22 protein-coding genes are annotated in these 23,564 nt (G+C 38.1%); 1 reads left to right on the top strand and 21 read right to left on the bottom strand.

Features of this window, described 5'->3' with window-relative positions; genetic code table 11:
• Positions 1–10: 10 nt before the first annotated feature.
• The 15 genes from DWX57_RS10035 to DWX57_RS09970 form a co-directional block, all read right to left on the bottom strand.
• Positions 11–3,739 (bottom strand): YobI family P-loop NTPase, encoded by a 3,729-nt coding sequence (locus DWX57_RS10035; RefSeq protein ID WP_120124000.1) that lies wholly within the window; start codon positions 3,737–3,739, stop codon positions 11–13.
• A gap of 30 nt (positions 3,740–3,769) precedes the next feature.
• Positions 3,770–4,306: a hypothetical protein gene (locus tag DWX57_RS10030; RefSeq protein ID WP_118758237.1), complete on the bottom strand. Its 537-nt coding sequence runs from the start codon at positions 4,304–4,306 to the stop codon at positions 3,770–3,772.
• Between the two features lie 309 nt (positions 4,307–4,615).
• Complete coding sequence (gene tnpC, locus DWX57_RS10025; protein WP_118758236.1) at positions 4,616–6,214, bottom strand: IS66 family transposase; 1,599 nt, start codon at positions 6,212–6,214, stop codon at positions 4,616–4,618.
• 278 nt (positions 6,215–6,492) lie between these two features.
• A complete protein-coding gene (gene tnpB / locus DWX57_RS10020; RefSeq protein ID WP_118758235.1) occupies positions 6,493–6,852 on the bottom strand; it encodes an IS66 family insertion sequence element accessory protein TnpB in 360 nt (119 codons plus the stop codon).
• On the bottom strand, positions 6,842–7,219 hold the full coding sequence (gene tnpA / locus DWX57_RS13975) for an IS66 family insertion sequence element accessory protein TnpA (RefSeq protein WP_133300882.1): 378 nt from the start codon (positions 7,217–7,219) through the stop codon (positions 6,842–6,844). Before tnpA ends, tnpB begins: the two co-directional genes overlap by 11 nt.
• Before the next feature lie 391 nt (positions 7,220–7,610).
• Positions 7,611–8,903 (bottom strand): hypothetical protein, encoded by a 1,293-nt coding sequence (locus tag DWX57_RS10015; RefSeq protein WP_120123999.1) that lies wholly within the window; start codon positions 8,901–8,903, stop codon positions 7,611–7,613.
• 385 nt (positions 8,904–9,288) lie between these two features.
• On the bottom strand, positions 9,289–10,197 hold the full coding sequence (locus DWX57_RS10010) for a sensor histidine kinase (RefSeq protein WP_120123996.1): 909 nt from the start codon (positions 10,195–10,197) through the stop codon (positions 9,289–9,291).
• A gap of 3 nt (positions 10,198–10,200) precedes the next feature.
• Positions 10,201–11,046, bottom strand: coding sequence for an ABC transporter permease (locus DWX57_RS10005; RefSeq protein ID WP_120123994.1), 846 nt, complete (start codon positions 11,044–11,046; stop codon positions 10,201–10,203).
• The gene (locus tag DWX57_RS10000) at positions 11,039–11,992 is read right to left on the bottom strand and encodes an ABC transporter ATP-binding protein (RefSeq protein ID WP_022118567.1); all 954 of its coding nucleotides are present in this window, start codon (positions 11,990–11,992) and stop codon (positions 11,039–11,041) included. Before DWX57_RS10000 ends, DWX57_RS10005 begins: the two co-directional genes overlap by 8 nt.
• A gap of 51 nt (positions 11,993–12,043) precedes the next feature.
• A complete protein-coding gene (locus DWX57_RS09995) occupies positions 12,044–12,727 on the bottom strand; it encodes a response regulator transcription factor (RefSeq protein WP_207666516.1) in 684 nt (227 codons plus the stop codon).
• 474 nt (positions 12,728–13,201) lie between these two features.
• Positions 13,202–14,107 (bottom strand): PDDEXK nuclease domain-containing protein, encoded by a 906-nt coding sequence (locus DWX57_RS09990; RefSeq protein WP_243104877.1) that lies wholly within the window; start codon positions 14,105–14,107, stop codon positions 13,202–13,204.
• A 186-nt stretch (positions 14,108–14,293) separates the two neighbouring features.
• Positions 14,294–14,623 (bottom strand): hypothetical protein, encoded by a 330-nt coding sequence (locus DWX57_RS09985; RefSeq protein ID WP_119998662.1) that lies wholly within the window; start codon positions 14,621–14,623, stop codon positions 14,294–14,296.
• A 45-nt stretch (positions 14,624–14,668) separates the two neighbouring features.
• Positions 14,669–14,881: a hypothetical protein gene (locus DWX57_RS09980; protein WP_120123990.1), complete on the bottom strand. Its 213-nt coding sequence runs from the start codon at positions 14,879–14,881 to the stop codon at positions 14,669–14,671.
• Positions 14,882–14,884: 3 nt separating this feature from the next.
• Positions 14,885–15,136, bottom strand: coding sequence for a hypothetical protein (locus DWX57_RS09975; protein ID WP_120123988.1), 252 nt, complete (start codon positions 15,134–15,136; stop codon positions 14,885–14,887).
• A gap of 48 nt (positions 15,137–15,184) precedes the next feature.
• The gene (locus DWX57_RS09970) at positions 15,185–15,568 is read right to left on the bottom strand and encodes a hypothetical protein (protein WP_119998665.1); all 384 of its coding nucleotides are present in this window, start codon (positions 15,566–15,568) and stop codon (positions 15,185–15,187) included.
• 169 nt (positions 15,569–15,737) lie between these two features.
• Here DWX57_RS09970 and DWX57_RS09965 point away from each other — a divergent pair, with 169 nt between their 5' ends.
• Positions 15,738–16,055, top strand: a complete 318-nt coding sequence (locus tag DWX57_RS09965) for a helix-turn-helix domain-containing protein (RefSeq protein WP_120123986.1) — start codon at positions 15,738–15,740, stop codon at positions 16,053–16,055.
• Between the two features lie 67 nt (positions 16,056–16,122).
• Here DWX57_RS09965 and DWX57_RS09960 read toward each other — a convergent pair whose 3' ends face one another.
• From DWX57_RS09960 to ftsE, 6 genes are all read right to left on the bottom strand, one after another.
• Positions 16,123–17,118 (bottom strand): hypothetical protein, encoded by a 996-nt coding sequence (locus DWX57_RS09960; protein ID WP_120123983.1) that lies wholly within the window; start codon positions 17,116–17,118, stop codon positions 16,123–16,125.
• A gap of 334 nt (positions 17,119–17,452) precedes the next feature.
• Positions 17,453–18,994 (bottom strand): glutamine-hydrolyzing GMP synthase, encoded by a 1,542-nt coding sequence (guaA, locus tag DWX57_RS09955; protein ID WP_120123981.1) that lies wholly within the window; start codon positions 18,992–18,994, stop codon positions 17,453–17,455.
• Positions 18,995–19,254: 260 nt separating this feature from the next.
• Complete coding sequence (locus DWX57_RS09950; protein ID WP_119998677.1) at positions 19,255–20,487, bottom strand: S41 family peptidase; 1,233 nt, start codon at positions 20,485–20,487, stop codon at positions 19,255–19,257.
• A gap of 64 nt (positions 20,488–20,551) precedes the next feature.
• Entirely contained in the window at positions 20,552–21,787 is a 1,236-nt protein-coding gene (locus DWX57_RS09945; RefSeq protein WP_120123979.1) for a murein hydrolase activator EnvC family protein, read from the bottom strand.
• Between the two features lie 183 nt (positions 21,788–21,970).
• Positions 21,971–22,879: a permease-like cell division protein FtsX gene (gene ftsX, locus DWX57_RS09940; RefSeq protein ID WP_015533994.1), complete on the bottom strand. Its 909-nt coding sequence runs from the start codon at positions 22,877–22,879 to the stop codon at positions 21,971–21,973.
• Positions 22,869–23,555, bottom strand: coding sequence for a cell division ATP-binding protein FtsE (gene ftsE / locus DWX57_RS09935; RefSeq protein WP_120123977.1), 687 nt, complete (start codon positions 23,553–23,555; stop codon positions 22,869–22,871). Before ftsE ends, ftsX begins: the two co-directional genes overlap by 11 nt.
• Between the last annotated feature and the right edge of the window lie 9 nt (positions 23,556–23,564).

The raw sequence follows: 23,564 nt of genomic DNA, 5'->3' as shown, positions 1-23,564 counted from the left end.
TTCCAACCTCCTATTGTTGTTTTACCCAAACTTCAAAGAAACTCTTTTCTCTATCCTTCTTTTCAGGGTAACTTGTAATAAAACCTTTCCTTTGTAGTTGTGATAATAATTTTTCATTATAACCATTTACATCAATCGAAATTTCTTCCTTATGTCTGGATTTATTATCACTAAGCTTACTCCACTCACCCCCAAGATCCGTTAATAATCTCGAAATTTCTGCAATACTATACACTTGTAAATGATTTACAAGCAACATATGTCTTCCTGCGTTATCCAAATCTTTCCATGCATATTCAACATATACCTTATCTACATTAAATTGATTATTGGCAATAGTCTTTGCCAGATTTTCAGTCATACTACTTGCAGATATTTTTTTCAATATTCCAGGCTTGTACTTCTTATCAATAGTCGTATCATTCAGTAACATAACAATTTCACTTTCGTTCAGTGAAATAGATGGCAAATCATTTACAAAGTCATCAATATATTCTTTACAATATACCCCAAAACTATCTTTTGCAAGACTTCTAATCTTTTCAATCTTTGATACGGTATATCTTATATAATGCTTTCTGATTAATAAATTTATTTTGTCCACCGTAAGTTTTGATACATCAAACTCAATTTCTTCATCACATTTATAATTATCTGCTATTTGTTCCACTGTTTGTACTGTAATTTCTGAATTAGTGATAATATTCTTTATACAATCATTGTCTATCTTATCTGTCTTCTCTGACGTTACAATGTCACTACAGTTTTCATTAACCCAGACTGACAGTTCAGTGGTAATACCAAATTCATTATAATAAGATTTGAAATTCTTCCAAGTGGAAGAAATACGGCTATTTTCAAGTAAATAATTCCAAATTTCTTTCTTTTTTTCTTTTTCAACATTATTCTCACAACATTCATCCAGATTGTCCCAGTTTACTTTTTCCTTATCCAATACAGCTATGACAAGTTCAATATTTGTATTTGCCAAACGTTCTATAATATCTTCTACCGCACTTATTTCCTCAGAATTATTCTCATCTATTCCCAATACAAAATGATTAATATAATCTTCAAAATCATCCCAAATCCTTTTATTTAAGACATTAATATCAGCATTTAGAATAGTTGTATAATGTGCGTTCTTAAGCCCATCTGCTAAATCCGAATGATAAAAATTTATTACCGATGAAACCATAGAATTATTTAACTCATACATATCGTTTTGGTATATATAATTTAATACTTTCGCGTCTGCACCTACATTATTAATTTTTCTGAATACTATCGCCTGTCTTGATATTACTTCGATTAGTACATCCGCTGATACTCCATTTAAGCATGCTAATGATTTTTCATCTTCAACGATAAAATTTTTTATGCAATTCGAACGATCTACTTCATCCATTATTACAATTTGATCCATAGTTGCATTATTTAAAATTAGCGACAAATATTTATATTTAGTCTCATCCAACAAAGAAACATCCTGCGCAATATTTTTCCACATATGGCGGTAGTATTTACACAATTCACTTACAAACTCATTAACATTTTGACCTCTCTCAATATATTCTTTTGTAAATTGATAATGTTCCACCCCTTTGTCCAATTCGAAACCATCAAAATAATACTTTTTATTAGTTTTCTCTGAACATTGGATAAGCATAAAATCCGTAAGTATATAATTTAATGTCTCTGTCTGCCTATACTCAGCATCATAAATACGATCACTCACCTGCTGCAAATTTTTTATTTCAAATGCGAAGTTCTTTGCTCTATTGCGCATACGAATGCTACGTAAATAGTCATTCTCATCCTTCGTAATACTATTGGGATGGAAATAATTAATATAATCTGCATAGCTCTCGTTTATATATCCATTTATAAGTAAAAACTTTAAAAATCCATATTCACTTATTCCTTCCGGAAGAAAATCCTCTCCAAACTCAGCAATCAACTCTTTTAATGAGTATCCATCTATTTGGGCAATCGCCACTTCCAAATTTTGTATTTCTAAAATCAATTCTTGCTTTTTAGGGCCTTCGCTGAATTGCAAATCATTCATACGCTTTAAATATTTGCTACCCTCTGATGCCATTTTTTGTTTGATATTACTTACAGTATGCGATTGCTCATAATAACCATTAGATTCATCATATCCAATAATTAGCTGGTTAATGTTCTCAAATTTAGTTAAATCAAAATCCTCTTTAAGTATTTCTCCATAATAATATTTACTTCCATTATTTATCTGCAAATTTTTTATTGGGTAATATGTTCCATTGTCATATGATAAAAATCCCAAAAACGCATGCTTAATTTCTCGCAACCCGAAAAGAACATCGTTATGTACATTTTCTAGGATTTTTCTTTTAGGTACTATTAGCTCTTCAAGTTTTTCCTTTTCGGCATTGGCATAAGTTCCTTTCTCCTGAAAAGCCTGCTTAACTATTCCTCTCTCAGCCTGTAATTCAGCAAATTCTTTCGGATATAGATTTTTAAATGTAATCATCGAAAACATTTCTTCATCTTTAAGTTTCGTCGTTTTTAATGTTCTCTTATATACAAGAAATTCATTGCATATATTAGTCAACACTCTCATATCTTGTACAAAAGGCGAAATCTTCCATATATAGCGATCAGATATATCATAATTTTTGCTTTTATATACATCATCTGCACCTTTTTCAAATTTTAACAATCCTCTTAATATTTCCCCAGAGTTTGTTGCATTGATATAAGGAATCACTGGAACAATGAAATCAAAAAACTTGGTTCGCTCCTCGTCTTTGAACATATCATCTTTTATCGCATATATAAATACAACTTTGCGTTTAATATTATCATAATTATTTATGACCGTATTTAATTCACGTAGTTTTATAAAAATATTAGGTTGGTTGAACCTGTCCAAATCCTCAATAAAAACAGTATCATAAGTTGTACTTTGAAAGAAATAGACAATTTCATCTAACGACTTATCAAAGATTGATTCCTTTTCTTCTTTCTTAGATATACTTGCCTTATCACCCAAGTTAATATTAGCAATTCTGAAATTTGACATCACATATTTAAAAACTGTTGTAATCAATAACAATACAACAAAGATTGTTACTATAAATACAGCATACGATGACCATTGATTAAGATGAAAAAAAGCTCCATTATTAATGACTGTATTTTTAAAGTCTTCCAAAACATTCGGATTAATTTCAAAATAAACAACTGATGCTACGACAGTTAACATCAATAGCGAGAAAAACATTTTCCAATAGGATAATTTCTTAATCTTTCTATATCGACTTTGTGGAATTTTGCCCACATCCACTCTGTAAAAAAGTTGTTTAAGAATTCCTTCCTCTATTACATTTTCATCAACGTCATCTAAAGTCCAATCATCAGCTAATGAAGATGTTTTATCATCTTCTCCATTTACTGATTTTATTGGCGTTGAAAATGCTGCCAATGATATGGACAAATATTTTGTCTTAGGATATTTTTCCAGATACGTTTTTATAACACTACTTTTTCCCGACCCATACGGACCTGATAATGCTATATTTTTTACCTCTTTATTCTTTATCGCCCAATGAAGTGCTCGTATATATTCTTCACTATTCTTTGTATCTGATTCTGGTGTTAAGTCCCTGTATCCAAACTTCCCCTCCGGGCAGCCATTTTTCTGATGCCCAGAAATTAAATTTTGTATTTTTTCTTTTAGATTCAATTCTTTCATTTTTATCCTTTCCGGGCATCGTATGCTCTGCTATTTTTTCACCGGTTCTCTCATCTCTCGATATATAACCCCAGCCAATGCATTCATAATTGCATCATATTTAGCTTTATCTTCAAACAAAGACTGGTAGCTCTCCTGAGACTCCATATAACTATCCATTGCAGCAGTTCCAAAAGCATTTGGGAAGATAGTCTGCATGAAGATAAGTGGATTTGTTGTGCGTGCTGAATTAGCAAGTTTCTCGTCTTTTGCTAATTTATCATGAAGAGCTCCAAGCATAACTCTATCCGCATCCGTGAAATCGCCCTTGAATTTTTCATTCACTTTTTCGAAAATTTCATCCAAAGTGCTCTTTTTCTTTAATCCCTGTTTTCCTTTATCTGTAACAGTTTCGTATTGACCATCCATATTTTCAAGTTGTATGGCACCTTCAAATGTCTTTTTTAGCTTGTAATATTCAAGTTTCAATTTGCCATCAAGATCTACATCCTCCTCTTTTTCCGCTTGAATAATATCTATCAAATATCTAAGGAATAAATACTCGTGATGCATCTCTCTGTCAAACATACGAACCACCTGCGATATGTAGCTGTACCATTTTACAAGACTTCTCGCTTGTCTTCTAAACTGATAGCGTTCTTCAGGATTTTTAAGGTTATATCTATCAGCTACTGGTTTTAAACACTGGTCATCTGCCCCATAGAATTCTTCTTTTGCGCACCAGGTCTATTCCATACCTCAATAAATCCAATAATGTCATTATCATTGTAAATAGCATAATCACGTAACTCTCGTTGTGTTTGATACATCGTAAACGCTCCACTGTAGGTACCCCCACTATAATTTGCCGCTCGTCTGAGCGGCTTTATTTCAGTATTATTTCCTGCATTCTGCAGGGAGTTCAGCTGACCAGGGCAGAAGCTTCTCGCAGAAATCATTGTTCTTATCATCCATGTGTTCCGGGATTTCTGTAAGAAGATAATTAAAGTATTCATACAGTCTGAGCTTGTTTGCTTTTGCTGTTTCTACCAGGCTGTATATTATAGCACTGGACTTGGCTCCATTTATTGTGTCACACATGACCCAGTTCTTTTTACCGATACAGAAACTTCTGATACTTTGTTCTGCGGCATTATTATATATCGGGATCTCTCCGTCATCCAGAAATCTCCTGAGATATTTTTCCTGGTTAATTGAATAAGTCATCCCATTATAAGTCTTACTCTTGGGCATGACTTTATCTATGTTTATACGGATCCAGTTAAAATACGCATCTACAAGTGGCTTGATAAACTTCTGTCTATGTTTACGTCTCTCCACCGGTGACATATCCTGAAGCTTAGCCTCTTCATGATAGATCTGCTGTATCTGTGAGAGGGCAAGATAGGCCAGACTCATTTTCTGTTCGCTTTTTGGAAGTGCTTTAACTGCTTCATCATACCGCCTGCGGCTGTGTGCCCAGCAGCCTGATACCTCAAGATCTTCCAGTTCTCCTTCCAGTGTATGATATACCTGATATTCATCTGTTACACATACTCCTCTGAAATCTTTAAGGAATTCCCTTGGGTGATCAGCCTTCCTTGTCTTTTGATAATCGTAAAGTATTACCTGCCTGTCCGTTTGATATTTCCCTGTCCTATATACCCACATATAGCTTTTACTTCCTGCAGGCCTGCCATCTTTGTTTACCAGAAGAGGAGTCTCATCTGCCTGTATCACATGACATCTATACAGATATTTGTGCAGATAGTCATATAGTACTGAAAGATATCTTTCTGCACAGAATATTGTCCAGTTTGCCATGTTCTGTCTGGTGATCGGTACATTATACTGTTGATAAAGTTTTTCCAGTCGTGCAAGCGGAGTAGCATTAACATACTTTCCTGTTATTATACCTGCTTCCAGTGACGGGGATACCAGACTGCCTCTTAGCAGATAAGCCGGATGTTTTGCCTTTTCCATATGTTCCGTCTTTTCCCCCGAGTATACAGCAACATGATGTTCCTCTAGTGCGATCTTCGCTGGAGTGAAGCTGTATCTGTGGTATACTTCATCAGGCAGTTTCTTCCATTCTTCGTCAGGGTATAATGCTCTAAGTTCATCTTCGCTGAGATCGTGGTTGATTATCTCTTTTGGAAGTCCGAACAGATCCTCGGCACGTTTGCCTTTCTGCTTTTTTGATCTCTTCTGTATCACTTCTTCTGTAAGTTCATAGGCATTTTCATCCGCCAGTGCTTCTGCTTCATTAAAGATGATAACCAGTTCACCATCTACTTCCTGAAAAGAAAGCTGACTGCTTTCCATTTTTTCTGTAGACCTTCCATATCTGTTACGGTTGGATACTGCCAGCTGTTCAATTACCAGTTGTAGCTTTCTGTCTATCTCTGTCAGCTGATCCTGCTGCATAAGAAACAGCTGGATAATCGTCTCTTTATTAAACTTATTCAGTTGTTCCTCATCATATAGCTTTGCCATAACAGCCCTCCGTTTCTTGAGGTCTATTATACTATATATGCTGAAAATTGGCTAATTCAGGGACTTTATCTGTTCGTCATAATGACTATGAATAAATACGCTTTTATAGTGCCTGTAAGCTGTCTTTTATCTTAGAAATGATTGAAGATGATTTTTGCCATTATCTGACTGAAATTAATTAATACAGCTATGTATGACTTGTATTTTGATGAACTTTGACAGCTCTTTAGGATTTAGAAACACAAGATATATTTTTCTCCATTATGCACAAATATTTATCAGCTCATATATTCGAAGGATACCTCTTTAACTGCCTTTCGTGGTTCTATAGTAAGCCCCTCCATCAGCCATCTGAATTGTTTTGGTGTGAGACTTTTAACTTCGCTTGCATTGCGCGGCCACTGAAATGAACCATTTGCAAGTTTCTTGTACAGGAGGAGAAATCCATCACCTTCCCATACAAGGCCCTTGATCCTGTCAGATCTTCTTCCGCAGAATAGATAAAGCGTACCCGCTGTTGCAGGGTTCTCTATGCCAAGGGATCTGAGAACTCCGGCAAGGCTGTCTATACCATACCTAAGATCTGTTCTGCCACATACTATGTATATTTCAGAAAAACCAACTGCATCATTCAGCATCTACAAGAACCTCCATGATGGAACGTATCACTGCGGGAGCAGCACCGCCAGCGATCTCTATGTGTATGCTGCCGCGGTCTATCCTTATCTTTGAACTGCTGCACGAATCAAGGTCATTCTGATAATCAGCGCATTCAAGTTTGACTATTTGTGGTTTCTCAGTTTCAACTGGCAATTCAGGCTGAGAGCCTGAACTTTGCATGCATGCCACCAGTCTCAGCTGCTTAAACCAGTAGTAATACTGATCCTTTGATATTTTATTTTCAGCAAGCCAGTCCTTTGTTTTCATGCCGCTGTTCCTGCATTCCTGAATAATCGCGGTCCAAGTCACAAGCTGCTTTTCCAGAATAGCAAGTCGTGTCGCCATAATCTACCTCCCGAATATTTGGATTTTTCGCTCTTATTTTCCAACTAGTTGAGGTAATTATAAAAAAATTCGGGTAAGATGGGTAGGTACCGGCTATGGAGCGTTTACCTTCATTCCACTATATATCATTATCCAGTACAGTATATTTATTTTTTCACAAGACAAGAAAAAAAGATATCATACCCTTCTATTCAAATAATACGGATATAACGTCTTTCTTCATTTTTACTCACGCAACTATCATTTTCTACTCAAACTCTTGGGCGGAGAGATTTATCTGGTTTCTTCTCAGTACACATTTGTGCGTTTTATTCTTCATATTCATCTTATTTCGCATTTTTGTGTACCTAATCTAAAATTTTTAGAGCCAATATGGAGCCAAAACTTTCCATTACAATGGCGAAGCCGAATTGATTATTATTGCTTCAGAAATATATCTCATTAATGGAATTTCCATTGTTAATTCTTGGCTATTTGCAAAGGGATTATATACACCTCTTTCACTTAAGCGACTTTCATTCGATTTACTATGTACTAACGCATTTCTAGTCTTATATATTCTTGCTGCTAACTTTTTATACACTTTTTCATTTGAAGCATCTCTTAAATCAACAGTATCTCCTTTTGAAAAACTAACCTCTGACGATTTATAATAATCCACAATAGAATTACTAAATTCTGTCAAGTCATTAATCAACTCACTTATATTAACAAATTTTCTCAAGGTCAATTCTAGTGCTTCCAATTCTGAGCCTTGAAACTCTTCCTTATTTTGTCTATTTTTCTTTTTTATTAAATCCACAATCTTAACGATATCTTTCGTCCTTTTTGCCGAAAAGCCGGGGTGCTGTATAATATGTTGCACACTTTTACAAATATCTTCGTTATACACTTCTTCATAAAAATGTTCCATTATATGATAAAATCCTACAAACTTTACAAAAGGTTCCTCAGAAGTTAATGCCATATAATATTGTTCAACTAATTGCTCTTTATACAAAAGTTGAGGTGCCATAAGTTCTGAGACATTCTGAATTCTTCTTCTTGGCAAAACATTTCTTTGTGGAAATAAATCATCTATTTCCGTTACCGCTTTAAATACAAAATCAAAATTATATGCAATGTTGAATAAATACGATTTAGCATACCTTTGTAATTGCTCCCTATTCTTTTTTGTATTCGTTTCTATATATACCGCCAATGGTAAACGTGTAATCATTTTTATCAAGCTAAATATGTCTTTTTCTGCTAAAGTTTCACACCTACGTTCAAAAAGCTGAGATGGAACACTAGAAAAGACTCTTTTTCTTACATCAAAGTCTTTAATAACATACCAAATCAATTGTCTCGAGATTTCATGAAACGAATATGTAATATCAGCCTCTTCATCACTTACAATTAATTCCGTCAATTTATCCTCAAGCCCTATGGAAAAACGTCGTCTTGAATCAATATCTGGTATATCAACAACTGATTCATAACTATTTCCATCACATATTGAATATCTCTCAAAATCATATCGTTCTGCTTGCTGCCTTAAATCATTATAATTGTCTATTGTATATATGTACTCCTGTGTCGCAATAATGTATGAAATTTTATTATTATCATAATTAAATTGCAATCTATTTTTCCAATTTCCTAACATCCTAGAAACTTTTTCGCAAAATTCATTCCATTCCATCTAATCTACCTCCAATTACAAAGAGCACTCGTGTCTTTACTTAATAATATATATACTACAACAAACTTCATTTTGAAAGAATCTATCAATATTAGATTTTTCAACTCTCATACCTAAAAAACTCCCTAGCCATCATCTCCGCTGTAACCCTGTTATACCCATTCTTCAGATACCCCTGCACAATCGTCCCAAAGGACATCAACAATGCTAATATCCCAATGAAAATCGAAATGATCTCATAAGCCGTCATCGGCGCTAAGCAAGCACCCCCAGACACTTAACGCCCTGTCATGGGTACTTTCCTTAAAGAGTACCCTAACATAAGAGCTAATGCTTCTGCAAGGATAAATAAAAATTATTGATTATCACTCTACGTCGCAAAATACTATTTAGCATCGGTTACAATCGGAAAGTTCATTTCAACAATAAACTCTTTTTTTTCTATTTTTGCTTCAATCTCTCCATCCATCCGACCAACCAACTCCTTTGCAATAGATAGTCCCAATCCAGTAGATGTTTTACTTCTGGCAACATCTGCTTTATAAAATCGCTCAAATACCTGATCTATATTAATCTGTTCTGGATGTGTAACCTGATTGCTGATTCTAAGCACCGCCTGATTTTGATCACGTTCCAACACAATGCTAATCTTCTTTTCTCCGTGATCCAGCCCATTTTTTATCACATTCTGGATAACACGGCGGAGTCCCTGCCTGTTTCCATGTATATACAACTGTTCTTCCGTAATCTGAATATCCGGCTGAATTTCCATTCTTACCCATTCATCATAGTATGAAAAAACTGTTTCCTTCAAAATCCGGTTCATACAGCACAATGTCAATTCCAAACTGTAAGATTCGTTTTTTAACTTTGTAAACATAAAAAGTTCTTCCAACATTTCATTCAGACTATGAATTCTTTCGTGGATAATGCTTAAATAACGTTTCTGATCCTCTATATTTTCACATTCTTCCATTAACTGGAAATATCCGTCCAAAGATGTCAGTGGTGTGCGGATATCATGAGAAAGATTTGTATAAGTGTCCGCAATCAGAGCTTCTTTCTCCTGATAATGCTGCTTCTCTTTTCTTCGCAGTTCCAGAAGCTCATTCAACTTGTCAGAAAGCTTTCCTATTCCACCCACATCAAATTCATGGTTAATCAACATGTTACTGTCATGTTTCATCATAAACGCCAATTGGCGGCAGATGTCTTTCACCTGCCGCTGGTATTTCCACATAATAATAAATTGTAAGATAATAATTCCTGCTAATATCCCAATTACGATATACATCCGTTAAATATCCCTCTTTTGAAAAACAACGCTACTTACTGATATCATCATAACGATGAACACTATTGCCACACCAAATGCCGCCAAACACTCATTTCCACTCGGATTCATAGGAAGCAGTGATAATTTTCCTGTTATCGTATACTTATAAATCTGGAAATTCTGAATTCCTATTTTTTGAATAGCACTATTGATCACCCCATACACAATGGTCATTACATTCATGCTAAGACAGACAGCAATGACCATGCTGATTACATTATTTTTCAAAATAATTGCAATCGCCATACAAATCAGCACAAGTGCATAATGAAGAACCAGTTCAGTCACAAAATAAGATAAAATTGCCTTTGTATTTCCCCATTCCAATTCCCTGAAAACAATACCATTCGCCGCTGCCTGAAATAAGAATGCACCTGCCATTGTCAGTACCGTAAAGACAGCCAAGGCAATTGCTCTGGAAAAAATCAGAGTTCCTCTATTTCTAACCTGACCGCCTATATTCTTAATATATCCGCTACTGATATCCGCTGTTGAAAACAGAACAGTAAAAATCACCAAAAGCAGTGCATACAATTTTCCTTGGGAATTGGCAAAAAAGATATCATATACCGTCACCTTTTCTCCCGGCTCCGTAGGCAGCGTTACCATCATTCCCACATTAATATTATCCACAGTAGGTTCAGTAACCTGCTCCTGTTTCATGGCATCCTTTTCAGTCAAAAGCTCATAATCCGTCTTGCATAAAGATGTTGTAATCAATAATATTGCTGCCAGTACGATCCAGATTACATACATACTTTTGGTTTTAAGCATCCGGTATAAATCCATTTTTATTATATTAAGCATGATCCGCACCTCCCGTCAGATTCAGGAAATAAGTTTCCAGTTCTTCACTGGTTATGGAAATCCCTTTTACCGGAATTCCTGACTTTGCAAGTTCCATATTCAACGCTGCACTTTCATTCAATCGTTCAAAAATATGAATATGCTCTTTATCTGTTACCTGATAGTTGGTAAATCCCATAGAATCCAGCACCGGAATCGCCTGTTTCGGATGATCCAATGTCAACTCTATCCGTTCACTGCATCTTCTTATTAATTCTTCTCTTGTAATTTCCTGTAATAAACTTCCATTATGAATAATTCCATAATCAGTAGCAATCTTCGATAATTCCTCAAGAATATGACTGGAAATGCATATTGTCATATTCTTCTCTTTCTGAAGTCTCTGAATCGTATCCCGGATCTCTGCAATACCCTGTGGATCCAATCCATTGATTGGCTCATCAAGAACTAATAAATCTGGTTCTCCAACCAAAGCAAGACCAATTCCCAAACGCTGTTTCATTCCAAGTGAAAAATGTTTTGTTTTTTTCTTTCCCACATCCTCCAGACCGATAATTCTCAATATTTCTTCAATATAACTTTTTTTCTTTATTCCAAACAGCTTGCATTTGATATTCAGATTTTCATATGCAGTCATATTTCCATAAAGTCCCGGTGCCTCAATCAGACATCCTATCCGTGATCGAACTTTTTGCAAATCCTTTCCCTTGTATCCGAACATCTCGATTTCTCCACAAGTTGGCTTGGAAAGTCCACTGATCATCTTCAGACAAGTTGTCTTCCCAGCTCCATTCCGACCGATAAAACCATAAATAGCACCTTTTTTAATATGCATATTGACACTGTCCACAGCTTTATGGTGTCCATATTGCTTAGTCAAATTTCTTGTTTCCAATAACATTTCGCTCAAGTTTTTCATCTCCTTTTTCTTATCTGCATTTATCATAAAGGAATAATCCTAATCAAACGCAAATAAATAGTAAAAAAAGAGTAAAGATTATAGATGAAGACGATAACCGATTCCCCAGACTGTTTCAATATATTCCTCAGATGTAACTGTTTTTATCTTTTTACGAATATTGCTTATATGTACATCCAGAGTTTTTGTTTCACCCATATATGGTTCGTCCCACGCATATTCAAAAATGTCCTCTTTACTGAAAACCTGCTTCGGATTTCTGAGCAGTAATTCTAAAATCGCAAACTCCTGTCTTGTTATCTTAGGAAGTATTTTTCCACCAATGCTGACCTGAAAAGTAGCTTTGTTCAATACCATCTCTCTGAACGAAAGGTTAGATTCTTTTATTTCCTTTTCTTCTGTATGACGAAGCTGTACCTTAATTCTTGCCAGTACCTCTCTGATTTCAAAAGGTTTCGTTATATAATCATCAGCCCCACTAGTTAAAACCTTTACCTTTTCATCCAAGCTATCTTTCGCAGTCAAAACAATAACCGGAAGATTTCCCTTTTTCCGTATTTCCTCCAGAACTGCTTCTCCTGTAATTCCCGGCAACATCAAATCCAGCAACACCAGTTCATAGCTATGCTCCTGCATATTCAAAAGCAGCTTTGCCTCAGTTCCGGAAAACGCCTGCTCACAGGAATAGCCTGCTTTGGATAATGCTTCCTGAAGCAGATTATTGATATTTGTATCATCTTCTACAATCAGTATTTTCTGCATGATAGTTCTCTCCTCTATTTTACACTGTGAAAACATTATTTTCTTGCATTATACGCTTTTCCCTTTTTTCCCGCAATTACTCCCCACAGATTACCGGAATTCTCCAGTACATAACATACTTTTTGTTCCAGCTGAACTTATAATTTTCAGTATTCCTGTGCTTCCAAGATGCATATATCACTTTTCCCTTACCATTATGCCTTTATTTCTCCATCAGTGCTTTCGCAACCCTTATCCTGCCCACAAATAGAGCCAAACTAGAGCCATTTGATAAAACAAATGCCGGAAGCCCGCATAAATACAGGCTTTCGGCATTTTAGTCCGTTATTCGAACTCGACTCACGGGAGATTAATTACAATGATTTTAATAGCGTTTTCGCTACTTTTCATCGTTTTATTCGCCATATTTTCTGTCCTGATTTTGACTGGTATAAAAATTGTACTCAAATTGTACTCACGCCAACACAACAAAATTTATTCTTCGATCAGCGGCATATTGATCAATTCCTGCAGTTTTTTCTGCAACACCGCTTTATCCGGCAACTGTAGTTTATATTCCGCTACCATCATCGGAGACAGGGTTCTGCTCATCGCATATTCCACTACTTCATCATCTTTAGAAGCACAAAGAATCATCCCAACACTTGGATTTTCATTTTCTTTCTTCTTCTGACGATCTAATGCCTCCAGATAGAAATCCATTTTAGAGATATATTCCGGTTTGAATTTGCCAATTTTCAATTCAAAAGCAACCAGACACTGGAGTCCTCTATGGAAAAATAACAAATCAATTCGGAAATCTTCGCCACCGACCTGTACCCGGTATTCCTCATCTATGAAAGTAAAATCTTTTCCAACTTCGAGAATAAATTCTTTCATGTTCTGGATCAGACCTTTTCGCAGATCAGCCTCCTTGAAATTCTTTGGTAAATCAAGGAATTCAATAACATACGAATCCAAAAACGGATTCTCTTTCAGTCCCTTTATTTGTTCTGGCAGGAGTTTTTCTTTGGAAAGCATATATCTTTCGTAATAACCACTATTAATCTGTCTATCTAGCTCTCGGGCTGAATATGATTCCTTTATGCAAAGGGTCATATAAAAATGTCTCTCTTCTGCAGTTTTTGCTTTGGACATAATAGCAAGATGGTTACTCCAACTAATTTGTGTCAACAGTGTTGTCACAAATTCATCATTGTAGTAAGTCTCATAAAATTTTTTCATATATGACATGAACTTTGCGCTATCAACAGCACCTATGTCTTTGATACTCCATTCTCCCGACAAGCCTCTATATTTCCATATAACTCTGTGAGTTGTAATAAGAAAACCTTGCTCATGATCTCCTTTGTAATTAAAAATTAACAATGGATCTTCCATAGTTTCTAAAGAATAATGTCGTGTAATATACTTTACAGCATCTCTATCATAATTTTTGTCAAATAAAAGTATTTTTTCGCCAAATACGTCATCCGAAAAATATTTCTCTGCAACTAACCTAACATCATTTGGAGAACTTTCCTTTATTGTTATTTCAGATTCTGTATTATTATAATTACCCCCTACTTATTTTTCATTATTATCTTGTGATTTTACTTCTTTTTCATCAATAAAATTAACTACTGATTTTATGTTTCTTAAAATGGCATAAAGACTTGTTTGCTCAATTTCGGCATTACACACAAAATCTAATTCACCAATTTTTATAGAACTAAACGCCTTTTTTGTTGTTTTATTTTTCAACTCATTCCAAGTGATTTTCCCACATTTATTAGATTGACAATAGTATATTCCATCCGTTCCAATAGCAAATCCAGATTTACCCTTTCCTAAAATAGTAGAATCTAAAATAATAAAAATTTTCTCATCTTCGGGTATTCCAAAATATGTTTTCACCTTATTTAGCTTTGAATTATTATTTTTTATTGGATTTCCATATTCCTAATTGCCATATTTGTCCAGATTATCCTGTCCTATCACATCAACCGCATTTGTCCTGTTCTCAGCATTTACCTTATCAATTATCTTATTGGCCGACTTAATAACAGTTTTAATATTTTCTTTCTCCTGACTTATACCATCCTCAGCCAGTATTGCTTTGAAATCAACCGCCTTCAAATAATCAAGCAGCACACCCATCTCATCATCAAACATTTCCTATGTATCATAGTAAAGCCGATATAAAAGCATCTTATTCATTCCATCAGAAGGATCTTTGTAATCAACATTACCATAATTTTTCTCTATATCCGAAAATGCAGTTTCATAATTTCCATTGTTTATTTCATCAACTATTTTAAAATAAGTGCCCTGATCTGCCTGTTGCTCTTGTGTTTCATCGTTTCCGCAGCCAAATAATACTGAAACAGTAAGCATGCACATAATGAGCATATATATCTTCTTTTTCATTGCATTTGTCCTCTTTTGATATGTTTTAATCTAAGCTTGTAAATAATCTTATCTTCTCTTCACAAATTTTACGACTTTTTTCATTGCCCAAGCTTTACATTCATAACAGACGTTGGTCTCTTTGTCGTAAATCCATATTCTGCTGGATCTTAAATTCAAATACTTGGAATACCATCCAATTATAAAAGTTTTGAGCTCATACTTACCATCAGGAGATATTATTGATGCCCCCTTCTTCCACGGAGAAAACAGTTTCTTAACTGATGCCTTATACTCATCGTCTGAATTCTGTAAAAATATAGTATCCAGACGTTTGATCATTTCCTCCTTGGATATATTCTCTGTTCTTGCAACTTCACCTTTTGCAGCCTCAATTATCATGTTGTATGTACCAGTTGCCGCCGAAGCGATAGTTATACCTGTCTTATCCATATGTATTCTCCTCTCCTATGCATTGTCCCTATTTACTTATCGTTATAAAGATAAAACTCGCCTCATATTATATATCTATAAAGATAATTTATCAACTCTTTAGATGTAATTTTATCTCAAAAACTTTGATAGTCTATCTCTATAATGAATTAATTGGAGGTTTCCATATATGGCAAATACACATGAACCCTATGAGTACCCTGTCGGAGATAGACTACGCTTTTTTCGCGAGCAAAAGCAAATATCCACCAACAAACTTGCCAATCTTGCTGGAATCAGCCAAAGTTACGTCCGTGATATTGAACTTGGGAACAAAAATCCCACTATAGAAGTGCTATTCCAATTATGTCAGACACTGGGAATTTCTTTAAAAGATTTTTTTGACGATGAAAGCTTAAATTTGACTAATGATCCTCTTATACAACGAATATACCAACTAAATGCTTCTCAAAAAGAATCATTACTTGCTTTCTTAAATACAATATAAAAAGCTGAACTTGCCAATAATCACAATATTGACAAGTTCAGCTTTTATTATGTAGTAATTTAACTGACTAGTTATTTATTTCCAGAGTGTCTGAATATTCTCCATCAAATCCTAAATCAAGGCTATTTTTCCCCGCACTCTGTGTAAATCCAGCATAATTTTTACCTACATCAAAACCTGCAAAAGAACACAATACATCATATTGCTTGTTCCACGGTGCAGTGTCTTCATCCTCCAAATACAAATCTTTAGAAAAAAGTTTCTCCCCATTACAGAATATATCTATAGTACCACATACCAATTCATCATCTGAAGAAGTCATCGTTTCTGCGTACATGGTTACGGTCGCTGTATATTTAGATCCTGTATACTCTCCTGAAAAATCACCATACGAGGTAGAAGTTTCCTCTGTAGCGACCTCATTTTCTGTTGTGGAATCAGTTTCAACAGAATTAGGTTCCGAAGTATCTATCCTTTGCAATACCCACACTGCGCTGCTCACTTGAACTTCTATTGAGTTGACAGAGTTTGCATCGACAACAGCATAAACCCTTCCCTTTGCCTTACGACCGCTATCCAATGAAGTTGTCTGCAATCCATCAGACTCTAAATACGATAAGTCAACTGAATAATCATCGGCGTAAACAGCAAACAAAGCCGCTGATATACTTACCGGATTTTCTCCTACATTGTTAAATTCCGTATCAAACCAGATTATATTTTGCGCATAATTATCACTCCATACGCTTCCCCAATTCAATATAGTTAATTCAATCTCTCCTTCCTTTTCACCTTGATCTACAGTAAATGTTGTTGTCTCCCCGACTTTTAGTTCATTAGAATCATCACTTTCTTTTGGCTGATCGACTGTCTGATTGTCTGAGCTACTATCATTTTCATCGCTACTCTTTTTCCCTGAACCATTTCCATCAGTAAAAGCATTATTTTCTATTGCCCACTCCCTATCCTTTTTCATATCATCGACTGCATTATCAACAAAATCACATCCACAAAGACTCATAATTAAACTCGCACTTATAAAAATCATTATTATTTTTTTCATACTCAAATCTCTCTTTCTTCATCTTTATCGTATCATCATTAACACATCTATTTTTTAATCCAATATGTCCCCTCCTCCACCATAATAGTGTTTTAATTAGCAACCATTATAATATCAATAGCGTTAGTAGTCAATCTCTAAAGATATATATCTCTTCGCTTGCACCTGATCTTATAAATTAAAAGAACCACATAGGCAATATTCACCTATGTGGTTCTCTCTAAAATTATTCTCTTTTCTGAAAAGTATTACTTTTTTATTACTTGCTCTGTAACCAAGTTTTCAAAAACTTAGTAAAATCAAAGCCTGCAAGTTCTTAAAAACAACAATCTGTCTACTCAAACTCAATCGTTCCAGGTGGCTTACTAGTCAAATCATACATTACCCTGTTCACACCCTTAACCTCATTGATAATCCTGTTCATTACCTTCTGAAGCACCTCAAATGGTATCTCTGAACAATCAGCTGTCATGAAGTCTGTTGTATTTACAGCACGGAGTGCTACGGCGTAATCGTACGTTCTGAAATCTCCCATACAGCCAACTGAACGCATGTTGGTCAGGGCTGCGAAGTACTGACCGAGGCTTCTGTCGAGGCCTGCCTTTGCGATCTCCTCGCGGTAGATGGCATCGGCATCCTGAACGATCTTGACCTTCTCGGCTGTGACCTCTCCGATGATTCTTATTCCAAGGCCTGGGCCTGGGAATGGCTGACGGAATACCAGGTACTCTGGGATTCCAAGCTCAAGGCCGGCCTTGCGGACCTCGTCCTTAAAGAGAAGACGGAGTGGCTCCACGATCTCCTTGAAATCTACATAGTCAGGAAGTCCGCCTACGTTGTGGTGGGACTTGATGACCGCTGACTTGTCAAGGCCTGACTCGATGACATCAGGATATATGGTTCCCTGTACGAGGAAGTCAACGGCACCGATCTTCTTTGCCTCTTCCTCGAATACACGGATGAACTCCTCGCCTATTATCTTTCTCTTTGCCTCAGGTTCGGTTACTCCGGCAAGCTTGCTATAGAATCTGTCCTGAGCATTTACTCTGATGAAGTTCAGGTCGTAAGGTCCATCTGGTCCGAATACCGCCTCAACTTCGTCGCCCTCGTTCTTACGGAGAAGACCGTGGTCTACGAACACACATGTGAGCTGCTTGCCTATCGCCTTGGACAGGAGAACCGCAGCTACTGATGAGTCCACACCACCTGACAGGGCGCACAGCACCTTGCCTTCGCCTATCTTGGCACGGAGGCTCTCTATTGTATCTTTTACAAATGAATCCATCTTCCAGTCGCCTGCACACTGGCATACATCCATGACAAATGCTCTGAGCATCTTCATACCTTCCTCGGTGTGCATAACCTCTGGGTGGAACTGAGTCGCATACAGCTTCTTCTCAGCATTCTCCATGGCTGCCACTGGGCATACAGGAGTGTAAGCTGTCTTCTTGAAGCCCTCTGGCACCTCTGCAATATAGTCTGTGTGACTCATCCAGCAGATGGTCTTGTCATTCACATCTGCAAACAGCTTGGATGTCTTGTCAACCTCTACCTCTGTTCTTCCATACTCGCTGACAGGGGCCGTGCTGACCTTGCCGCCCAGCAGATGAGCCATGAGCTGTGAACCGTAACATATTCCGAGAATAGGAATACCCAGTTCGAATATCTCCTTGCTGCAGCTAGGTGAATCGTCTTTGTATACGCTGTTTGGTCCGCCCGTGAAGATGATTCCCTTTGGATTCATCTCCTTGATCTTCTCCAGCGGCAATGTGTACGGATGTACTTCGGCATATACATTACACTCTCTTACACGTCTGGCGATCAGTTGGTTGTACTGTCCGCCAAAGTCCAATACGATAATCAGTTCCTTATCCATGTATATCTCCTTTGTTGCCTTTTATTACTTATAACAGATTTCTGAACATTTCCTAGTATAACACAATATGCAGCACTTTTGTGCTGCATATTATCTAAAAATTATGTTGTTTTAATTATTTATGCATTTTACATATACGATAGCATTCGAACAGATACTTCACTGACAAATTTATATAACGCAGTAACGTCATCTGCCCTACCCACTCAATATTGAAATCTATTATATAACAATATTTATACCAATCTCTATCTTAATCCCTACTTCAGCTTCTCCTTCAAAACCTCAATACCCTTCTGGTACTGGCTGTCATTCTTGCCCTGGAAATCCTCATAGGTATAATCATCTGGAAGATCCACTTCAATATCAGGCGCAACACCCTTCTTGTGGATATCGTTGCCGTCGTGTGTGAAATACTTCTGTGTCGTGAGCTTGATCGCTGTGCCATCACCAAGTGGTATAACGCTCTGCACGATTCCCTTACCGTAGGTATTCTTTCCTACAACAGTTGCAGCCCCGAATTCCTTGAGTGCCGATGTAAGTATCTCTGACGCACTGGCACTGTACTCATTTGTCAGGACTACCATAGGCATATCGAGGTATTCATCATCTGTCGATTTATACTCGTCCACAACCTTGCCGGTCTTGTCCTTGATGGACACTATGGTTCCCTCTGGGAGCAGATAGTCGCAAATGTTTACGACCGTGGTAAGCATTCCACCCGGATCACTTCTGACATCGATCATCAGTGCCTGCATGCCCTCATTCTTGAGCTCCTCAACTGCCTTCTGGAAAAGCTCGTCTGTGTTGTCTATGAACTGCGTGATCCTCACATATCCGATCTTGTCGTCTATCATAAATGATGATACCGTGCTGTACTCAACGATCTCCCTAGTGATGGTGACATCGTGGTAAGCCTTATCACGCTCCCTGTATATCTTCAGCGTAACATCAGTTCCAGCATCACCTCTTATGAGTGATACGAGGTAGTCAAGATCATCGTCTGTAGTGATCTCGTGATCGTCTATCTGTACAATAATGTCATCAGGCTGTATATCCACCTTCTCAGCCGGTGCACCCTCAAGGATATTTACCGCACGGACATATCCCGTATCCTCATCCTTGCTGACCGTAACTCCGATTCCGGCATACTCACCTGAATCATCCTCCTGCAGCTTGGCATACTCTTCCTTGGTGTAATACTGTGCATACGGATCGTCAAGGGATTCCATTATACCCTTGTATATGCCCTCCCTGATCGTATCATCGTCAATATCATTGTAATAATAATTGTCTATGATACTCTCGATCTTCTCTGTCTTGTCAAGTACGTCCGCATCCAACAGATTGCCATCATAGGTTATCTTGGTGGAACTGCCGGTTTTGCCGCTGAGTGTGCCACTGAACACACCTGATGTACCGCAACCCGTCAGACCGATCACCGTACTTGCCAGCACCGCTGTCACTACTGTCTTCTTCAACATTTTCCTCATATCATTATCTCCTAACCTTGTATTGCCATCAAATACCTGAATCTCTCCATATCCCCTGCCCGGTCTACTGTCCAAGGAAGTCATGCGGATTGACATACGTTCCGTCTATCGACACGCCAAAATGGCAATGCGGACCTGTCGACACACCCGTACTTCCTGCCTTTGCTATGACCTGACCTTTCACAACCTTGTCGCCAACATTTACACATAGCTGTGAGTTGTGCATATATACCGTACATATTCCGCCGCCGTGGCTGATCATGACCATGTTGCCACCGCCGCCATTGTAGCAGGACATCACGACTGTGCCGGCCTCCGCCGCAACAATATCTGTTCCATAATCACAGCCTATATCAAGTCCCTGATGATATGTACTTGCTCCCGCTGTAGGAGCATCTCGGTAACCAAATTCATCCGTGATAACACCTCCGGTCGATACCGGCCACATGAATTTGCCCTTATATTTGGAGGTGTCGTATACCTTTCCATCTTTCGTATACGCACCCGTACCATTTGCATTTGCCTTGCCCATCTCCTGTCTGGATATCTCCGCGATACGCCTCTCGGCTTCCTCACGGGCCACAGTAAACTTGTTCATCAACGACTTCTGGGCTTCTATATCGCCATCATATCTGGTGATCTCTTCCTGCTTCTGATCTATAAGGGTCTGCAGTTCAGCCTCGTTACTCTCCAGATCCGTCTTGACCGACTCCACCTGTCTGAGGTCAGATTCAAGCTGCGCCTCATAATTGGCAATATCTGTCTTGGTCTTGATCAGCTTTGCAAGCTGCCTCTGATCGTATTCCGATATCTGGTCTATATACTCTGATTTGTTCAGGAGATCGCTGAATGATATGGATGTGAGCAGGGCATCGACATATTCCGTCTCCCCCTCCTCATACAGATACTGTATTCTCTGCTTCATCGCCTCATACTGCTCATCCTCTGCCTTCTGAGCTTCATCCAGACTTTTCTGAGTTGTGTCTATCTCCGTCTGGAGCTCGTCTGTCTGCTCCTGCAGGCTCGTTATCTGAGTCTGGACGGATGTCATCTTGGCATCCAGATCCGCAACGTCCTGAACGATCTTGTTCTGCTGTTCCTCCAGAGAATCCAGAACGTCCTTGGCATTCTTCTCGTTTTCACTGGCATCATCCTTCTGACGCTCAGCCTCTTCCTTCGTCATGGCATATGCCATATTTCCCCCGGTCTGAGACGCAGCCATGCCCCCCATGACTACACATCCCGCAACAAGCAATGCCATCCTTCTGATATTCCATTTTACATTGACTTTCTTTTTCATAATCTACTACTCCTTGTTATCCCCATCTAACAATTAACTAGTATATCTTATGTCGTCGTGCGTGAGCGCGATGACCTGCGCACGCATCAGCGTGCTTCATTATATTATATCGCCTGCCGGCTCAATGAGGGCATTCGCATTATGACGTCTTGCGCAAGCGCATCCGTCGCAATGCTCATTATATCATACTCTCAAATGCTTCCTCGTGGTAAGGATACTTCCTACCAGTCCAACACCAATACCAAGCACAAGTCCAACCGGTATCATGGTCTTGAACAGGTCATGCTGGCTCACAAATGCAAACAGCGTTGTGACAACCTTAAACCTTCCGGCAACATATGTCAGTATCTTATCATACATGTAGTACAGAAGGACCAGTGGTATAGCCGAACCGACCGCACCTATGATCACACCCTCTATGATGAACGGCGCCCGTACAAATACATTTGTCGCACCGATCAGCTTCATGATCCCTATCTCTTCCTTTCGCACCGTGATACCTATGGTGATAGTGTTGCTTATAAGGAAGATAGATACCAGCATCAGTATCACAACTATTCCTATGGATGCATATCCGACAAGGGATGACAGTGTCGTGATGCTGTCCGCAGTCACGTCAGAGCTCTTGACCTTTCTGACTCCTGAAAGCCCCTGGGCAAATGCCACGAACTCCGGCTGTCTGGCCACATCCTTGAGCGTAACCTCATATGAGGCCGAATTCTTAAGTGGATTGTCCTCGCCAAATGCATTCTTTGCCGCCTGTGGATCATCGTAGTTCTGCTCAACAAATTTATTCCATGCGTCATCCGCCGACACGTAATCCATCGTGTTTACATAATCCAGAGTTCTTATCTGTGATCCGATAAGCTGTATCGTGTCGTCCGACACATCCTCGTCAAAGAACACTGATATTGTAACTGTATTCTCAAGCTCCTGCATACCGGACTGGAAGTTTACAACCACCGCATATATGATTCCAAAGAGGAACAGACATGATATGATGGTTCCAAGTGATGCAAGTGAGAACAGAATATTTCTTCTTATATTTGCAAAGCCCTGTCTGAGGATATAGAAAAATGTACTAATCTTCATCTATATATCCTCCTTCCTTCTCGTCGCTGATAATTACACCCTTCTTCAGGGTGATAACTCTCTTCTTCATCTCATTGACGATATCCTTGTTGTGGGTTACCACGACAACTGTGGTTCCTCTCTTGTTGATATCCTCAAGGAGGTTCATGATATCCAATGAGTTCTTAGGATCGAGATTTCCTGTAGGCTCATCCGCCAGTATGATGTCAGGATTGTTGACCAGTGCTCTCGCCATGGCAACTCTCTGCTGCTCACCACCTGAGAGCTCCTTTGGATATGATTTGTATTTGTCTGCAAGTCCAACCAGCGTCAGCATGGCCGGAACTCGTCTTCTGATATATCTCGCCGGGGTCTGGATGACTCTCTGTGCAAATGCGACATTCTCGTATATAGTCCTGTCCTTGAGAAGTCTGAAGTTCTGGAACACAACCCCTATCCTTCTTCTGACCTTCGGTATATCCTTCCTCTTGATCTTGCCGTAGTCGTATCCGGCAACAGTGATATTTCCCTCCGTAGGATCGAGCTCCTTGAGCATAAGCCTGAACAGAGTGGTCTTGCCTGATCCACTGCTTCCAACTATAAATACGAACTCGCCTTTTTCTATATTGATGTTCACATTCTTGAGCGCCTGATTGCCCCCAGGGTATGTCATACTCACGTTCTCTAACTCTATCATCTCATGTCT

It is taken from the genome of Coprococcus sp. AF19-8AC (genome assembly GCF_003603115.1).
Taxonomy (GTDB): domain Bacteria; phylum Bacillota; class Clostridia; order Lachnospirales; family Lachnospiraceae; genus Coprococcus; species Coprococcus aceti.
This window is presented reverse-complemented; position numbering and strand designations above follow the sequence as displayed.

Bases quoted from the DNA above. Each gene is read 5' to 3' on its own strand.
- tnpA (WP_133300882.1), bottom strand. From the start codon at position 7,219: ATGGCGACACGACTTGCTATTCTGGAAAAGCAGCTTGTGACTTGGACC.
- DWX57_RS10015 (WP_120123999.1), bottom strand. From the start codon at position 8,903: ATGGAATGGAATGAATTTTGCGAAAAAGTTTCTAGGATGTTAGGAAAT.
- DWX57_RS09990 (WP_243104877.1), bottom strand. From the start codon at position 14,107: ATGGAAGATCCATTGTTAATTTTTAATTACAAAGGAGATCATGAGCAA.
- ftsE (WP_120123977.1), bottom strand. From the start codon at position 23,555: ATGATAGAGTTAGAGAACGTGAGTATGACATACCCTGGGGGCAATCAG.
- DWX57_RS10035 (WP_120124000.1), bottom strand. From the start codon at position 3,739: ATGAAAGAATTGAATCTAAAAGAAAAAATACAAAATTTAATTTCTGGG.
- DWX57_RS09980 (WP_120123990.1), bottom strand. From the start codon at position 14,881: ATGTTTGATGATGAGATGGGTGTGCTGCTTGATTATTTGAAGGCGGTT.
- DWX57_RS09965 (WP_120123986.1), top strand. From the start codon at position 15,738: ATGGCAAATACACATGAACCCTATGAGTACCCTGTCGGAGATAGACTA.
- tnpC (WP_118758236.1), bottom strand. From the start codon at position 6,214: ATGGCAAAGCTATATGATGAGGAACAACTGAATAAGTTTAATAAAGAG.
- DWX57_RS09945 (WP_120123979.1), bottom strand. From the start codon at position 21,787: ATGAAAAAGAAAGTCAATGTAAAATGGAATATCAGAAGGATGGCATTG.
- DWX57_RS10000 (WP_022118567.1), bottom strand. From the start codon at position 11,992: ATGATAAATGCAGATAAGAAAAAGGAGATGAAAAACTTGAGCGAAATG.
- DWX57_RS10030 (WP_118758237.1), bottom strand. From the start codon at position 4,306: ATGTTTGACAGAGAGATGCATCACGAGTATTTATTCCTTAGATATTTG.
- DWX57_RS09960 (WP_120123983.1), bottom strand. From the start codon at position 17,118: ATGAAAAAAATAATAATGATTTTTATAAGTGCGAGTTTAATTATGAGT.
- tnpB (WP_118758235.1), bottom strand. From the start codon at position 6,852: ATGCTGAATGATGCAGTTGGTTTTTCTGAAATATACATAGTATGTGGC.
- DWX57_RS10010 (WP_120123996.1), bottom strand. From the start codon at position 10,197: ATGTATATCGTAATTGGGATATTAGCAGGAATTATTATCTTACAATTT.
- ftsX (WP_015533994.1), bottom strand. From the start codon at position 22,879: ATGAAGATTAGTACATTTTTCTATATCCTCAGACAGGGCTTTGCAAAT.
- DWX57_RS09975 (WP_120123988.1), bottom strand. From the start codon at position 15,136: ATGAAAAAGAAGATATATATGCTCATTATGTGCATGCTTACTGTTTCA.
- DWX57_RS09950 (WP_119998677.1), bottom strand. From the start codon at position 20,487: ATGAGGAAAATGTTGAAGAAGACAGTAGTGACAGCGGTGCTGGCAAGT.
- DWX57_RS10005 (WP_120123994.1), bottom strand. From the start codon at position 11,046: ATGCTTAATATAATAAAAATGGATTTATACCGGATGCTTAAAACCAAA.
- DWX57_RS09970 (WP_119998665.1), bottom strand. From the start codon at position 15,568: ATGGATAAGACAGGTATAACTATCGCTTCGGCGGCAACTGGTACATAC.
- guaA (WP_120123981.1), bottom strand. From the start codon at position 18,994: ATGGATAAGGAACTGATTATCGTATTGGACTTTGGCGGACAGTACAAC.
- DWX57_RS09995 (WP_207666516.1), bottom strand. From the start codon at position 12,727: ATGCAGAAAATACTGATTGTAGAAGATGATACAAATATCAATAATCTG.